This is a genomic window from Ruegeria sp. BB1 (assembly GCF_056539465.1).
Genome location: NZ_JBQFVB010000001.1, coordinates 907073 through 921119, shown reverse-complemented (window position 1 = coordinate 921119; position 14047 = coordinate 907073). Strand labels below are relative to the sequence as shown.

The 14047-nt window shown below is 57.8% G+C and carries 12 protein-coding genes; 3 read left to right on the top strand and 9 right to left on the bottom strand.

Features of this window, described 5'->3' with window-relative positions; genetic code table 11:
• The 8 genes from ACR0AL_RS04585 to acs form a co-directional block, all read right to left on the bottom strand.
• Positions 1-501 carry a flavin reductase family protein gene (locus ACR0AL_RS04585; RefSeq protein ID WP_480646397.1) on the bottom strand — a complete coding sequence of 167 codons (501 nt, stop codon included), beginning with the start codon at positions 499-501 and terminating at the stop codon, positions 1-3.
• Between the two features lie 89 nt (positions 502-590).
• Positions 591-2003, bottom strand: a complete 1413-nt coding sequence (locus tag ACR0AL_RS04580; protein WP_170348420.1) for a 3'-5' exonuclease — start codon at positions 2001-2003, stop codon at positions 591-593.
• Between the two features lies 1 nt (position 2004).
• Positions 2005-2523: a hypothetical protein gene (locus ACR0AL_RS04575; RefSeq protein ID WP_480646399.1), complete on the bottom strand. Its 519-nt coding sequence runs from the start codon at positions 2521-2523 to the stop codon at positions 2005-2007.
• 43 nt (positions 2524-2566) lie between these two features.
• Positions 2567-4390 (bottom strand): DUF294 nucleotidyltransferase-like domain-containing protein, encoded by a 1824-nt coding sequence (locus tag ACR0AL_RS04570; RefSeq protein WP_480636357.1) that lies wholly within the window; start codon positions 4388-4390, stop codon positions 2567-2569.
• A gap of 109 nt (positions 4391-4499) precedes the next feature.
• The gene (locus ACR0AL_RS04565; RefSeq protein ID WP_170348423.1) at positions 4500-6284 is read right to left on the bottom strand and encodes a sodium:solute symporter family protein; all 1785 of its coding nucleotides are present in this window, start codon (positions 6282-6284) and stop codon (positions 4500-4502) included.
• Positions 6285-6289: 5 nt separating this feature from the next.
• A complete protein-coding gene (locus ACR0AL_RS04560; protein WP_170348424.1) occupies positions 6290-6574 on the bottom strand; it encodes a DUF4212 domain-containing protein in 285 nt (94 codons plus the stop codon).
• Between the two features lie 184 nt (positions 6575-6758).
• Complete coding sequence (locus tag ACR0AL_RS04555) at positions 6759-7442, bottom strand: adenylate kinase (protein WP_170348425.1); 684 nt, start codon at positions 7440-7442, stop codon at positions 6759-6761.
• Positions 7443-7449: 7 nt separating this feature from the next.
• Positions 7450-9414, bottom strand: coding sequence for an acetate--CoA ligase (acs, locus tag ACR0AL_RS04550; protein WP_170348426.1), 1965 nt, complete (start codon positions 9412-9414; stop codon positions 7450-7452).
• Between the two features lie 418 nt (positions 9415-9832).
• Here acs and ACR0AL_RS04545 point away from each other — a divergent pair, with 418 nt between their 5' ends.
• The 3 genes from ACR0AL_RS04545 (at position 9833) to ACR0AL_RS04535 (ending at position 12949) form a co-directional block, all read left to right on the top strand.
• Positions 9833-10849 carry a C4-dicarboxylate TRAP transporter substrate-binding protein gene (locus tag ACR0AL_RS04545; RefSeq protein ID WP_170349382.1) on the top strand — a complete coding sequence of 339 codons (1017 nt, stop codon included), beginning with the start codon at positions 9833-9835 and terminating at the stop codon, positions 10847-10849.
• Positions 10850-10912: 63 nt separating this feature from the next.
• Positions 10913-11542 (top strand): TRAP transporter small permease, encoded by a 630-nt coding sequence (locus ACR0AL_RS04540; protein ID WP_226688562.1) that lies wholly within the window; start codon positions 10913-10915, stop codon positions 11540-11542.
• Positions 11543-11545: 3 nt separating this feature from the next.
• Positions 11546-12949 (top strand): TRAP transporter large permease, encoded by a 1404-nt coding sequence (locus tag ACR0AL_RS04535; RefSeq protein WP_480662116.1) that lies wholly within the window; start codon positions 11546-11548, stop codon positions 12947-12949.
• A 52-nt stretch (positions 12950-13001) separates the two neighbouring features.
• On the opposite strand, the gene ACR0AL_RS04530 is transcribed toward ACR0AL_RS04535, so the two are convergent.
• On the bottom strand, positions 13002-14042 hold the full coding sequence (locus tag ACR0AL_RS04530; RefSeq protein WP_480662114.1) for an ornithine cyclodeaminase: 1041 nt from the start codon (positions 14040-14042) through the stop codon (positions 13002-13004).
• Between the last annotated feature and the right edge of the window lie 5 nt (positions 14043-14047).

Here is a 14047-nt window from a genome sequence, read left to right as displayed (position 1 = left end):
TTACAGCAGGTCCGCGAAGCCGCCGAACTGACCGCGTTTGAAGATCAGCCCTTTGCCCGTGCGATACATCACCTGTTCAACCTCACCAACCAGGATCAAGTGATCTCCAGCCTCGTGCTTGGCATGTAACTGGCAATCGAACCGGGCCAGACACTCGTTCAGTTGCGGTCTGCCTTTGTGATCCGCGTCCCAATCCACGTGCGAGAAATCCAACCCATCACGCGCGAACCGCAGCGCCTGATCCTGCTGTTCCTGTGCCATAACGTGAATGGAATAGTGTTGGCAGGCATTAAAGGAATTGAACCGGAACGAGTCCTTTGCCAGGCACCACAGCACCAACGGCGGGTCCAGCGAGACCGATGAAAACGAGTTGACGGTTATCGCACGCGGTCCGTTTTCGGTGTTCGTCGTGATGACGGTGACACCTGTTCCGAAACACCCCAGCGCTTCGCGAAAAGCGGTACTTTGGTCAGGAGTTGGGGTGAAGGTCTTTTCAGTCATTGTCCGCTCGTGCAGTGGCCGCGCATCAGGTGCCACGGTCTGCCGGAATTGTCCATGAAAAGCTGAATCTTGAGCGAATATTTTGACGTTCAGTTCAAATCTTCCAGCAGGCGGCCATGCTGACGGGTTGCCTCGATGACTGCGCCAAAGGTTGTCATGCCACGGGCTTGCAGCATCGGCAGCATCTTGACCAGTGCTTGCGCTGTGGCGACAGCGTCGCCAAGGGCGGTGTGGCGCAGGTCGTGCGGAATGGCAATCTCTAACCTGTCACACAACGCATCCAGGGTGTGCTTGTCGCTGGCGCCGAACAGGACGGCGGATAGCAAAACAGTGTCGAGGATGGGGTGATCCCAGTCGACATCCATGCGTTTTGCATGGCGCCGCAGAAAGGCCATATCGAAAGGCGCGTTATGGGCCACGATCACCGCATCCCGCGCGAATTGGTGGAACGTGCGCCCCGCCGCAGCAATATCCGGCGCGCCCTGAACCATGTGGTCGCTGATATGATGAACTTTGGTCGAAGCCGGCGGGATCGGCATGCCCGGATCAACCAACATATCAAACCGCTCGCCCTGAACGATGCGTCCATTCACAACCCTGACCGCGCCGATTTGGACGATTTCGTCTTTGTGCGGCAGTAGTCCCGTGGTTTCGGTGTCAAACACCACAAAACACAGATCGCGAAGGGCGAGAGATTCGAACTCGCCCGCGACCGCGCTGTTCAGCAAGTCAAAGTCGTATACCAGTGGGCGCGCAGCCTCGGGTGCGATATTAGCGGCGCTTTCGTCGAATATCAGCAGATAGCCGGGCGCGTCGCCCAGCGGCTTCATGCGGGCGGAATAGGTTTGCGCGCCGTCGATGCTGGTCAGGGTGCAATCGACCTCAAGCCCGGATTTTGACAGTTTCTCATAGGCTTGTTGCAGTGGCACGGGCTGTAGGTATTCGTAAAGCGAGGCGTTCAAGCGGGGATGGGCGATTTGGGCCAGCACTCCGGCGGCCTGCCCATCGTACAGCACGATTTTGTGGGTGGGGCTGGCCAGCACCATCGCCACCGGAATCTCGGTCAGCAGGGCCGTCAGTCTTTGTTTTTCAGCAGACAGATGCGCAGTCTCAGCAGCCACGGCCTGAGCCACATCCATGGTCTTGCCTGACAGCTGATCCGCCAACCCGGCTGCCGCTGGGGCCAGGTCGCCCAGATAACGCGCGGCCTGCATGTCCATATCCGTGCTTACGCCCGCATGTGCGCGGGCGCGCAGCTGGGCCGATAGACGTTCGATGGGCTTTGCCACGTTGTCGTCAAACAGCAGCCAGACGGCAATGATCAAGGCGATGAAGCCGAAACCCATAAGGATTTCAGCCAGGATAAAAGCACTTGCTAACGCAGGATCAGCGACACGCAGATAGCTTACCCAAAGTGCCACAGAGCTAACGGCCAGCGCGCCCACTGCCATCAAGCAGAAGAACAGAAAAATTCGGACGCGCAGGCTAAGCCGGGTCAGCATGTTACACTCCGCAGGTGGCCTCGACGATGGGGTCCTCGGCGTTGACGGTCAGCCAGTCGGCATTGAGCAATTGGCCGTCGTCACCGAACTCGGCTCCATCGGCCAGGCTGGCACGGCTGTTGGTGGCGCAGTCGACGGCCACCGGCAGTTTCGAGATCGGGGACCAGCGACCAAAGAAATACATGTCCACAAGGCGTTGATCCGGCACCTGCTCGTTGGTGCGGACCGAGGCGGTGTCGATCGCGGCAAAGCGATTGACGAACGGTACGGCGTAGGTCCACGGGCGATAGAAGGCCCGGCTTTCAACCTCTTGCACGATTTCCATTTCTTCCGGCAGCGTTTCAGTGGTTCGGTTGTACCAGGAATACTCGCTGGCGATGGTCATGCCGATCATACCCAACCCAGCCGCGACCGGAGCGGCCCAGCGGGGCAGGCGACCACCCGTCAGTTTGTTCACTCCCATCACCACTCCAGCAAAGGCGATCCCTGCAAAGATGGTGCCGATCAGTTCCAGAAACATGTTTTTCTCCTGGTTTAACGCTTTTGCGCCCGTTTGGGTCTGCCTAGTTCAGCATACCTTTGCCATGGCCCACCGCCGACTGCATTGTTTTTACGACGACAAAGGCGTCTCGCAGATGACTTCGCTCAAAGTCAGACAAAGTCGATGGTGGAAGATAGTTGTCGGGGTTTTTGCCGGATTTGACCAGCCTCACCTGATGTTCCAACCGTGTTTCAGCGATCAAGTCATAGGCGTCCAGAATATCCCGCGCGCCCGAAGGGCTAAGAACTTGGGCCGCTTCGGCGGCTTTCAAGCGGGCGCGGGTGTTGGCCTCGGGCAACTGACCCTGAAGGCTGTAGATGCGGGCCAGATCAACCACCGGCACAACGCCGTTATGTTTCAGATCAAGCGTGTTGCGATGTTCGCCCGAGCGGATGGTGGCAAAACCTCGTAACAGGCCGAGCGGGGGCGTGTGCTTTAATGAATTGGAAATCATGTGCGCCACGAAGATCGAATTCGCGTTGGCTGCAGCCAGCGTGTCGGCTTGCAGATCCTCGAACAGTTCGAACGCGCCGCCGATGGGGCGCAGGTCGAACATGACCGAGGCCAGCATTTGCGCCTCGGGGTTCGGTTTGGCGATCCAGCCGTTGAAATAATCCCGCCATACCCGCACCGGCTGACACCAGCGGGGATTGGTCGCCATCATGTCGCCCGGGCAATAGAAATACCCGCAAGTGTCCAACCCGTCCGAAACATATTTTGCCAGTTCGCTGAAATAGGCCATGTCGCCGTCAGACATGTTGTCGTCCAACACCAGGCAATTGTCCTGATCCGATACGCCGGTCTGCTCTTGCCGCCCTTGCGAACCACAGGCTAGCCACAAATAAGGCACGGGCGGCGGGCCCAATTTCTTTTCTGCCAGCGCCAGCAGACGGCGGGTCACAGTATCGGCGATGTCGGTGATCAGACGGGTAACGATCTCATGCCGGTTACCGCTGGCCACCAGCTGCACCAGAAGTTGAGGAATTTCAGCCGTGACCAGTGCCATTTCACCCGCAGAGTTGGCATGAGCGATCCGCCGAACCAGTTCGGCCGAGTTTACGGCCTGATAGTGGGTCAGATCGGTCTGCGTGACGATACCGACCAGCTTGCCGCCTTCACAGATCGGGATATGGCCGATCCCGCGCTCCATCATCACATGCAACACGTCCGATCCGATATCGGAGGGTGAAAGAGTGATGGGATCATGTGTCATGATCGCTGAAACGGGCGTTGTTTCGGGCATGTTGTCCGCCACATATTTTCCGGCTACGTCCCGCAGCGTTGCGATGCCCAGCAGCGTGTCGTCTTGGGTCACGCACAGAGACGAGATATGGCGATCGCGCATCACCCGCGCGGCTTTTTGAACTTGCATGTCCGGAGGACAGGTGGCCGGGTTGTGGGCCATCAAAACGTCAATCGCGCTGGTCGCCAAGCTTTGCGGACCGGCACGTTCCCCGCGCGTACGGTTGAAGAAGTTGGCGACAACATCATGGCCGTCGATCAGCCCGCGCACCACGTTGGGGGGCAGAACCATCAGAACGGACGGCGTATGCGTATGTGCATGGGTTGCAGCTTTGCCGTCCTTCAGAAGACCACGTTCCCCAAAGGAATTGCGCAGTCCCAGATGCGAAACGACAGCGCCGTTTTCATCCGTGATCTCAACCTGTCCTTCATAGATCACAAATATGCCGGGTAGGGTGTTGCCCAGCTCATACACGGGAAACCCTTCATCGACCTCCCACACCTCGATCTGGTTGGCCAGATCGTCCAGCGTGTCAGGCGGCAAGGCGTCATAGGGGTGTACGGATTTCAGAAACCGGGTGATCTGGTCATGGGACAGGGGCATCAGACAATCCTGGGCTTCCATTTGAAAAATCCCGCCCGGTGGAATGCCGGGCGGGAACAGTAGGTCGAAAGACGCGGCACACGGGTGTTATCCATATGCCGCATCATGCTCATTTATTCTGAGCTGCGCCAGCGCCACGGGGAATGCGAACGCTTTCGACCAATTCCACGATCTCCTGCGGGGTCTCTTTGGTCATACCAGCGACCACGTAGGCGACACCGAAGTTGATCATCGCACCGATTGCACCGAACGAGGTCGACTTGATCGGACCCAGCAGCGGATCAGCATCGGTGAACGAGTTGGTGCCCGGAATGAACAGCCAGCCCTTGTGCAGGAAGATGTAGACCAGGGTCACGGTCAGACCTGCCAGCATACCAGCAACCGCGCCGGTGTTGTTGATGCGGGTCGAGAAGATCCCCATCATCAGCGCCGGGAAGATCGAGGCTGCCGCGAGACCGAAGGCCAAGGCTACAGTTTGCGCTGCAAAGCCCGGTGGGTTCAGACCCAGATAGGTTGCAACAACGATGGCCACGGCCATTGCGATCCGCGCCGCCAGAAGCTCTCCTTTTTCCGAGATCTGCGGGTTGATCGCGCCTTTGACAAGGTCGTGGGACACAGCCGACGAGATCGCCAGCAACAGACCCGCAGCGGTCGACAGAGCAGCCGCAAGACCACCGGCAGCGACCAGACCGATCACCCAACCTGGCAGGTTGGCGATCTCGGGGTTGGCCAAAACCAGGATGTCGCGGTTGAACTTGGTCAACTCGTTACCAACCCAGCCTTTTTCTTCGGCAAGCACCTGCATGTCTGCATTCTGATCGTTGTAGTACTGGATTTTACCGTCGCCGTTCTTGTCTTCCCAATCCAGCAGCCCGGTTTTCTGCCATGTCTGCATCCAGTCATAACGCGGATCCGTGTCGATTTCCTCGACCGAAACGGCACCACCTTCGATGCCACCATTGGGCCACATCATGTCGGTGATGTTCAGGCGGGCCATTGCACCAACCGCAGGGGCGGTCAGATACAGCAGCGCGATGAAGACCAGCGTCCAGCCAGCCGACCAACGGGCGTCAGCCACGCGAGGCACGGTGAAGAAGCGCATGATCACGTGCGGCAGACCAGCAGTACCGATCATCAGCGACAGCGTGAACAACACCATGTTCAACGTGTTCGAATGGTGCGCTGTGTAGTCGGCAAAGCCCAGCTCGGTCACGATTGCGTCCAGCTTGGTCAGCAGAGGCTCACCACTGGCGGTATCACTGAAAAGACCCAGCGCCGGAATCGGCGTGCCGGTCAGCTGCAGCGAGATAAAGATTGCCGGGATGGTATAGGCTGTGATCAGCACGCAGTACTGAGCGACCTGAGTATAGGTCACACCCTTCATCCCTCCGAACACCGCGTAAGCAAACACGACACAGGCACCGATCAGCAGACCGGATGTGTTGGACACCTCGAGGAAGCGGCCAAAGGCCACGCCAACGCCGGTCATCTGACCGATTACGTAAGTCACAGAGGCCACGATCAGACAGATCACCGCAACGATACGTGCGGTCTGGCTGTAGAAGCGGTCGCCGATGAATTCCGATACGGTGTATTTGCCGAACTTACGTAGGTAAGGAGCAAGCAGCAGTGCCAGCAGCACGTACCCACCGGTCCAACCCATCAGGAAGGTCGAGTTGTCATAGCCGGTAAAGGCAATCAGACCCGCCATCGAGATGAACGAAGCCGCCGACATCCAGTCGGCCGCTGTTGCCATACCGTTGGTGACCGGGTGAACGCCGCGACCGGCGGCGTAGAATTCCGATGTGGAACCCGCCCGGGCCCAGATCGCGATGCCGATGTACAGCGCAAAGGACGCGCCGACAAACAGCAGGTTGATAGTAAACTGGTCCATGGGGTTTACTCCTCATCCACGCCGTATTCGGCGTCCAGCTTGTTCATGCGCCAGGCGTAGTTGAAGATCAGCACCAGAAAGACCAGGATTGATCCCTGCTGAGCGAACCAAAAGCCCAGATCCGTGCCGCCAACGGCGATACCAGACAGCAGCGGACGCAGCAGAATGCCGAATCCAAAAGACACCAGCGCCCAGATCACGAGGCTGATGTAGATGAGACGCAGGTTGGCCTGCCAATAGCCCTTGTCGGCCTCGGCAGCCTGCGCGGAGTTTGTTGATTGATCCGCCATTGCGGGTTCCTCCTTCGCTTCCTCGTTGGGCGGCCCGTGCCCAACTCCTCCAGTGACTTGGGCCGCTTCTCGATTGTGCCTGGCACCAGCATGATGTCAGGCAAGACTCCTCTGGTCCGCCAAGGCGGGTCCATTGAAGTATTCTCTTGTTGGATCAAAGCCTTGGGGGGCTTTTCTCCTCCCCTTAACTCATCGCGCCACCCACGATATCCTTGAGGTCGCTCGCGATGTCTTCGATCTTGCCCATTGCGTTGGTGCGTTGCAGAACGCCGTGGGTTTCATAATAGGTGATCAGCGGCGCGGTTTGGGCGTGATAGGCAGCAAGGCGCGAGGCAACAGTTTCGGCGTTGTCGTCGGCGCGGCGTTTGAACTCGGTATGGCCGCATTTGTCGCATTTGCCCTCGACCGCGGGGACCTTGAACGTGTCATGAAACCCTTCACCACAGCCTGCGCAGGTATAACGGCCCGAGATGCGGGTGACCATTTCGGCGTCCTCGACCTCAAGGCTGATTGCGGCGCTGATTTTCTGGCCGTTCTCCGACAGCAAACCGTCCAGCGCCTCGGCCTGCACGGTCGTACGCGGGAAGCCGTCCAGAATGACGCCTTTGGCGCAGTCCGGTTCATCCAGCCGATCGCGCAAGATAGCGATGACGATCTCGTCGCTGACCAGATCGCCAGCTTCCATAACGGCCTTTGCAGCAAGTCCGGCCTCGGTCTCGGCGGCAACGGCGGCGCGCAACAGGTCGCCGGTGCTGAGTTGTATAAGCCCGAACGTGTCTTCGAGCATCCGCGCCTGCGTGCCCTTCCCGGCGCCCGGAGGGCCGAGAAGGATCAGAACGGCGGGGGTGGTGGTCGTGGCAGCGTCCATCACATCCTCACTTACTTGCGCGGTTTTCGATCAGATCTTCGACCACCGACGGATCGGCCAAGGTCGAAGTATCACCCAGCGAGCCAAAGTCGTTTTCGGCGATTTTGCGCAGGATACGGCGCATGATTTTGCCGGAACGGGTCTTGGGCAGGCCGGGGGCCCATTGGATCACATCGGGGCTGGCAATCGGGCCAATTTCTGTGCGAACCCAAGTGCGCAGCTCTTTCAGAAGCTCATCCGAAGGCTCGCGATCGTTCATCAGAGTGACATAGCAATAAATGCCTTGCCCTTTGATATCATGGGGATAACCGACAACAGCAGCTTCGGCCACGGCGGCGTGCGCCACCAGCGCGCTTTCTACCTCGGCCGTACCCATACGGTGGCCCGAGACGTTGATCACGTCATCGACGCGGCCAGTGATCCAGTAGTCGCCATCCTCATCCCGGCGGCAACCGTCGCCCGTGAAGTAATAGCCTTTGTAGTCGGCAAAATAGGTTTTCTCGAACCGCTCGTGATCGCCCCAGACGGTGCGCATCTGTCCGGGCCAGCTGTCTTTGATGCACAGCACACCCTCGACCCCGTTTCCTGTGATTTCGACACCCGATTGCGGGTCAAGAACGACAGGCTGAATTCCAAAGAACGGCTTCATCGCCGAGCCGGGCTTCATCGCATGTGCGCCGGGCAGGGGGGTCATCAGGTGACCGCCGGTTTCGGTCTGCCACCATGTGTCGACGATGGGGCAATTGCCCTGGCCGACAACCTCGTTATACCAGTTCCACGCTTCGGGGTTGATCGGTTCACCCACGGTGCCCAGCACTTTCAGATCGCTCAGATCGTGCTTTTCGACCCATTCGGTACCCTGACCCATCAATGCGCGGATCGCCGTGGGGGCGGTATAGAACTGGTTTACCTTGTGCTTGGCGCAGACTTCCCAAAAACGGCCAGCGTCGGGGTAGGTCGGCACGCCTTCGAACATCAGGGTCGTCGCACCATTGGCCAGCGGGCCATAGACGATATAGCTGTGGCCGGTGACCCAGCCTACGTCTGCGGTACACCAATAGATGTCGCCATCGTGGTAATCGAAGGTGATCTGATGCGTCATGGCTGCGTAGACCAGATAGCCACCAGTGGTATGCACCACGCCTTTGGGCTGACCGGTTGATCCGGAAGTATACAGGATGAACAAAGGGTCTTCGGCGTTCATCTCGGCGGGCGCGCAATAGTCATCCGCTTCAAGCGCCATTTCGTTGTAATCGAAATCGCGGCCGTCAACCCATGTGGTCTGGCCGCCGGTGCGCTTGACCACCAGACATTTCACGGTGTCTTTACAGTGCAGCAGAGCGGCATCCGCATTGGACTTAAGAGGGGTCTTGCGACCGCCGCGCGGGGCCTCATCCGCCGTGATAACCACCTTGGCATCGCAGCCGTTGATCCGCGCTGCCAGCGCGTCGGGCGAAAAGCCCGCGAATACGATGGAATGGATCGCGCCAATACGCGCACAGGCCAGCATCGCATAGGCTGCCTCGGGGATCATCGGCAGATAGATCACCACCCGGTCACCTTTGCGAACGCCCAGAGATTCCAGAATATTGGCCATTCGGCAGGTGCGGCGGTGCAGCTCGGCATAGGTTATGTGCTGGGCGTCGTCGTTCGGGTCATCCGGCTCCCAGATGATCGCGGTCTGGTCGCCGCGTGTTTTCAGATGGCGATCCAGACAGTTGGCTGCCACATTCAGTGTGCCGTCGGCATACCAGTTTATTCCAACCGAGCCGAAATCATAGCTGACATCTTTGACTTGTGTATACGGTTTGATCCAATCTACTCGTTTGCCTTGCTCATCCCAGAACGCCACAGGATTTTCGATCGAGGCGTTGTACATCTGGGTGTATGCGTCGGCATCGACATGGGCGCGGGCAACGGTTTCTGCGGATGGCGGATAGACCTTGGCATCTGCTTGAGCAGCGGTTGTCATTCTGAGGCTCCTCCCTCTGGACTTTATTTCACTGGGCCAAATCTTGCCCGCGGAACGGGCGATGTCGACCCGTTTCCTCCCCACGTCAAATAATAAGCGAAACTGAAAACAATTAAATAAATTACCGATATCTTTAGATTTGTTTGTAAAGAAATTTTGTTAGTGTGCAAATAATAGTAAATAAAACCACTATGAATTTCAAAAAAATAAATAAAACCAAAATAGTAAGTGTCATGAAATTTTTGATTGGTGGATGCAGATGATCAACCGTAATTTTTGAATCTTGGATACACCTATTGGTTGTTAGCGCTGTCTTCTGGTGCTTGGTGAATTTGTCCGGGGTTGGCACACATCAATGTTGGCGCTAGCTTTGATCGCAAGCGCTTGGAGAAGAAGCGCAACAAAGGGAGAATTCATGATGAAAAAGATGTTGAGCGGCGCGGCCGTCGCCGCCTTGGGTGTTGCATTCGTCTCAGAGGCTGCTGCAACCGAATGGAATGCCTCGGTTTGGGGCAAGCGGCGCGCCTTTACTGAACATGTCGAAAAGTTGGCCGAACTGGTTGGCGAAAAGACGGGTGGCGAGTTCACCATCAACGTCAGCTACGGTGGCCTGTCAAAGCCCAAGGAAAATCTGGACGGCATTGAAATCGGTGCTTTTGAAATGGCTCAATTCTGCGCCGGGTATCACCGCGACAAGAACCGAGCGATCACCGTGCTTGAGCTGCCGTTTTTGGGCGTGAACAATCTTGACGAAGAAGTGGCTGTCAGCCACGCGGTCTACGATCACCCGGCCGTTAAGGATGAGATGGCGCAGTGGAACGCGCGCATCATCATGACCTCACCAATGCCGCAGTACAATCTGGTCGGTACTGGTGATCCGCGCGACGAATTGGCGGATTTTGACGGGATGCGTGTACGTGCCACTGGTGGCCTGGGGCAGGCGTTCGAGGCTGTGGGCGGTGTGCCGACCTCTGTCCCAGCAACAGAAGCGTTCAACGCGATGGAATCAGGTGTTGTCGACACGGTTGCCTTTGCCCAACACGCTCACCTGTCTTTCGGCACCATCAATGAAGCCGACTGGTGGACCGCTAACCTGAACCCCGGCACGGTCAACTGCCCGGTGGTGGTGAATATCGAAGCCTATGAAGCGCTGCCTGCGGAGCACAAGGAGGCGCTGAACAGTTCGATCGACGAGGCGATTGATCATTACCTTGCGAACTACGGCGGGCTGCTTGAGCAGTGGGATAGCGTTTTGTCTGAGAAGGGCGTTGAAAAAGTTGAGATCGACGATGCCGTTCTTGAAGAATTCCGTGCTAAGGCAGCCGATCCGATCCGTGAACAGTGGATTGCGGATATGTCAGCACAGGGTCTGCCAGCGCAGGACCTCTATGATCTGGTTCAAGCTACGCTGAAGCAACAGCGCGGCGGAAACTGAGTTCCTTTTCCGGGTGCCTGACCGGGCACCCGGACACTCATCAAAAAACAGGGGATCACCGGAATGGCAGGACAAGCCACGGTGCTTGAGGACGGCAGTCGGCTCAGTTGGCTGGATCGTCAGCTCTTGAGGTTAGAGCAGTTTTTGGCATTGATCAGCGGGCTTGCCGTTTTTGGCCTTATGGTGCTTGCGGTGGTTTCGGTCAGTGGCCGCAACGCGATTAACGCGCCTTTGCCCGGTTATGTGGACTGGATCGAACAGGCCATGCCGCTGATTGCTTTCCTTGGAATCTCATACGTGCAGCGCGAAGGCGGTCATATCCGAATGGATATCGTAATCGCGCGTCTGCACGGGCGGGCTTTGTGGCTGTTCGAACTGATCTCGGTAGTTTTGATCCTTGTGCTTATGCTGGCACTGGTCTGGGGAAGCTGGTCCCATTTCGACCGCTCTTTCGATTTTGGTGCACCGCTGTGGAGCCGTGACAGTTCAATTGACATTGGCATTCCGCTTTGGCCCGCCAAGCTGCTGGCGCCAGTGGCGTTTTCGGTCCTGTGCGCGCGGCTGATGTTGCAGGTCTGGGGATATGGGCGTGCTTTTTTGCTGGGGCTCGAACATCCGGTGGCCGTGCCGTTGATTCAGGATGCTGCGGCGCAGGCCGCTGCCGAGGCTGAGCAATTCGAAGGGCAGGACTAACGCATGGACACAATAGATATTGGTCTGTGGGTTACAGGTGGCCTGCTTGTATTGGTCGTCACAGGGATGCGGGTCGCCTTTGCCGCTGGGCTTGCCGGGTTGGTCGGGCTGGTGTGGATCTTCTGGGCCAAATTCGGATATGACCCCAACCGGTTTGGCAAAGCCTTAACAGTTGCGGTGAAAACGGCCGGGCAGGTGCCGCATTCCAAGGTGGCCGCCCATACGCTCAGCCTGATCCCAACCTTTATCCTGATCGGATACTTGGCCTATTACGCGGGCCTGACCAAGGCATTGTTCGAGGCGGCCAAACGCTGGGTGGCGTGGGTGCCGGGTGGGCTGGCAGTTTCGACCGTGTTCGCGACAGCCGGGTTTGCCGCCGTGTCGGGCGCGTCGGTCGCCACATCCGCGGTTTTCGCCCGCATCGCCATCCCCGAGATGCTGAAAGTCGGTTACAACAAGCAATTCGCTGCTGGGGTCGTTGCTGCCGGGGGTACGCTGGCCTCGTTGATCCCGCCTTCGGCCATTCTTGTGATCTATGCCATCATCGTTGAACAGGACGTGGGTAAGCTACTGTTGGCCGGGTTCATCCCGGGGGCGTTTTCGGCAGTTATCTATGGGCTGCTTATTGTGGGAATAGCGGTGATTTTCAAAACCGTTGGGCCTCCGGTCACGGGGTTTACATGGAAACAGCGCTTTGCGTCCTTGCCCGGTGCCTTGCCGATTGTGGCTGTGATCCTGATCATTATCTGCTTTGTCTATAACCCGTTCGGAGAAAAGGCCTGGGGCACGCCAACCGAGGGTGGTGCCATCGGTGCCTTCATTGTCTTCTGTTTTGCCCTGTTCCACGGCATGCGCTGGACCGAGCTGAAATCCGCGTTGCTTGAAACCGCCAAACTGACCGCGATGATCTTTTCGATCATCTGGGGCGTGCTGATCTACGTGCGGTTCCTTGGTTTCGCCGACCTGCCGGGCGCGTTTTCGGACTGGATCACCTCGCTTGAGATGTCGCCGATGCTGATCCTGATTTGCATCCTGCTGGCCTATGCGGTGTTGGGCATGTTCATGGATGCCATCGGAATGCTGCTGCTGACGCTACCGGTCGTGTACCCGGCCGTCATGGCTCTGAACGGTGGGGAAGCCGTCAGCGCCGCTGAAAGTGCCTTTGGCATGTCGGGGCCGATGTGTGCGATCTGGTTCGGTATTCTGGTTGTGAAAATGGCCGAATTCTGCCTGATCACGCCGCCTATTGGCCTGAACTGCTTTGTCGTCGCCGGCGTGCGCCCGGACCTGAGCGTTCAGGACGTCTTCAAAGGCGTGACACCGTTCTTCATCGCCGACGCGATTACCATCGCGTTGCTTGTGGCGTTCCCGGCCATCGTCCTCTTCCTGCCGTCACTGGCCGGATAGAAAAAGCCCCCGGTGATGAACCGGGGGCGAGGTAATACCAGTTGCGGGTTCTTTAGCTTGCCCGCATCAGCATCCCAAACAGGTCGCGCGGATCGTCAGGATCGGCCAGCATGTCCAAAGGTTCAAAGAAATCAGTGTCCTCAATCGCGGACTTGATATAGCGGAGGGCCGAGAAATCCTCGATCGCAAAGCCGACGCTGTCGAACAGGGTGATTTGCCGGTCGTCGCTGCGCCCTTTGGCCTGACCGGTCATGACTTGCCACATCTCCGTCACTGGGTGGGTGTCGTCCAGTGCTTGAATCTCACCTTCGATACGGGTCTGCTCGGGGTATTCCACGAAGATTTCCGACCGCAACAGGATATCACGATGCAATTCGGTTTTGCCGGGACAGTCTCCGCCGATGGCGTTGATGTGAACGCCGGGGCCGACCATGTTGTCAGTCAGGATCGTGGCGTATTTCTTGTCGGCGGTGCAGGTCGTGATGATGTGTGCGCCTTCGATGGCCTCTTCGGCGGTTTTGCAGGGCACTACTGTCAGTCCTTTGCCTTGCAGGTTTGCGGCACATTTCTTGGTGGCATTCGGATCGGTGTCATACAAACGAACCGTATCAATCCCGCACATGGCCTTGAAAGCCAGGCACTGGAACTCTGATTGCGCGCCGTTGCCGATCATGGCCATAACCGACGAAGACTTCGGTGCCAGGTAACTGCCCACTAGTGCCGAGGTTGCGGCTGTACGCAGGGCGGTCAGCATCGTCATCTCGGTCAGCAGGGTGGGATAGCCGGTGTAGACATCAGCCAGCAGGCCAAAAGCGGTCACGGTCTGCAGCCCTTCGGAGGTGTTCTTGGGGTGACCGTTCACGTATTTGAATCCGTAGGCCTCACCATCCGATGTGGGCATCAATTCGATCACGCCATGCGGTGAGTGGGCCGGGATGCGTGGGGTTTTGTCGAAGCTCTCCCAACGCTTGAAATCGGATTCGATCTGGGCCGCGATTTGGGTGATCATCTTCTCAAGCCCGACGTGATGCACCAGACGCATCATGTTGTCGACGGATACAAAGGGCACAAGCGCCTTTTCTGATGGTTGCATTGGGG

What these genes read in the sequence shown, in the direction of transcription:
- ACR0AL_RS04585 (WP_480646397.1), bottom strand. Translation starts at nt 501, where the DNA reads ATGACTGAAAAGACCTTCACCCCAACTCCTGACCAAAGTACCGCTTTT.
- ACR0AL_RS04580 (WP_170348420.1), bottom strand. Translation starts at nt 2,003, where the DNA reads ATGCTGACCCGGCTTAGCCTGCGCGTCCGAATTTTTCTGTTCTTCTGC.
- ACR0AL_RS04575 (WP_480646399.1), bottom strand. Translation starts at nt 2,523, where the DNA reads ATGTTTCTGGAACTGATCGGCACCATCTTTGCAGGGATCGCCTTTGCT.
- ACR0AL_RS04570 (WP_480636357.1), bottom strand. Translation starts at nt 4,390, where the DNA reads ATGCCCCTGTCCCATGACCAGATCACCCGGTTTCTGAAATCCGTACAC.
- ACR0AL_RS04565 (WP_170348423.1), bottom strand. Translation starts at nt 6,284, where the DNA reads ATGGACCAGTTTACTATCAACCTGCTGTTTGTCGGCGCGTCCTTTGCG.
- ACR0AL_RS04560 (WP_170348424.1), bottom strand. Translation starts at nt 6,574, where the DNA reads ATGGCGGATCAATCAACAAACTCCGCGCAGGCTGCCGAGGCCGACAAG.
- ACR0AL_RS04555 (WP_170348425.1), bottom strand. Translation starts at nt 7,442, where the DNA reads ATGGACGCTGCCACGACCACCACCCCCGCCGTTCTGATCCTTCTCGGC.
- acs (WP_170348426.1), bottom strand. Translation starts at nt 9,414, where the DNA reads ATGACAACCGCTGCTCAAGCAGATGCCAAGGTCTATCCGCCATCCGCA.
- ACR0AL_RS04545 (WP_170349382.1), top strand. Translation starts at nt 9,833, where the DNA reads ATGAAAAAGATGTTGAGCGGCGCGGCCGTCGCCGCCTTGGGTGTTGCA.
- ACR0AL_RS04540 (WP_226688562.1), top strand. Translation starts at nt 10,913, where the DNA reads ATGGCAGGACAAGCCACGGTGCTTGAGGACGGCAGTCGGCTCAGTTGG.
- ACR0AL_RS04535 (WP_480662116.1), top strand. Translation starts at nt 11,546, where the DNA reads ATGGACACAATAGATATTGGTCTGTGGGTTACAGGTGGCCTGCTTGTA.
- ACR0AL_RS04530 (WP_480662114.1), bottom strand. Translation starts at nt 14,042, where the DNA reads ATGCAACCATCAGAAAAGGCGCTTGTGCCCTTTGTATCCGTCGACAAC.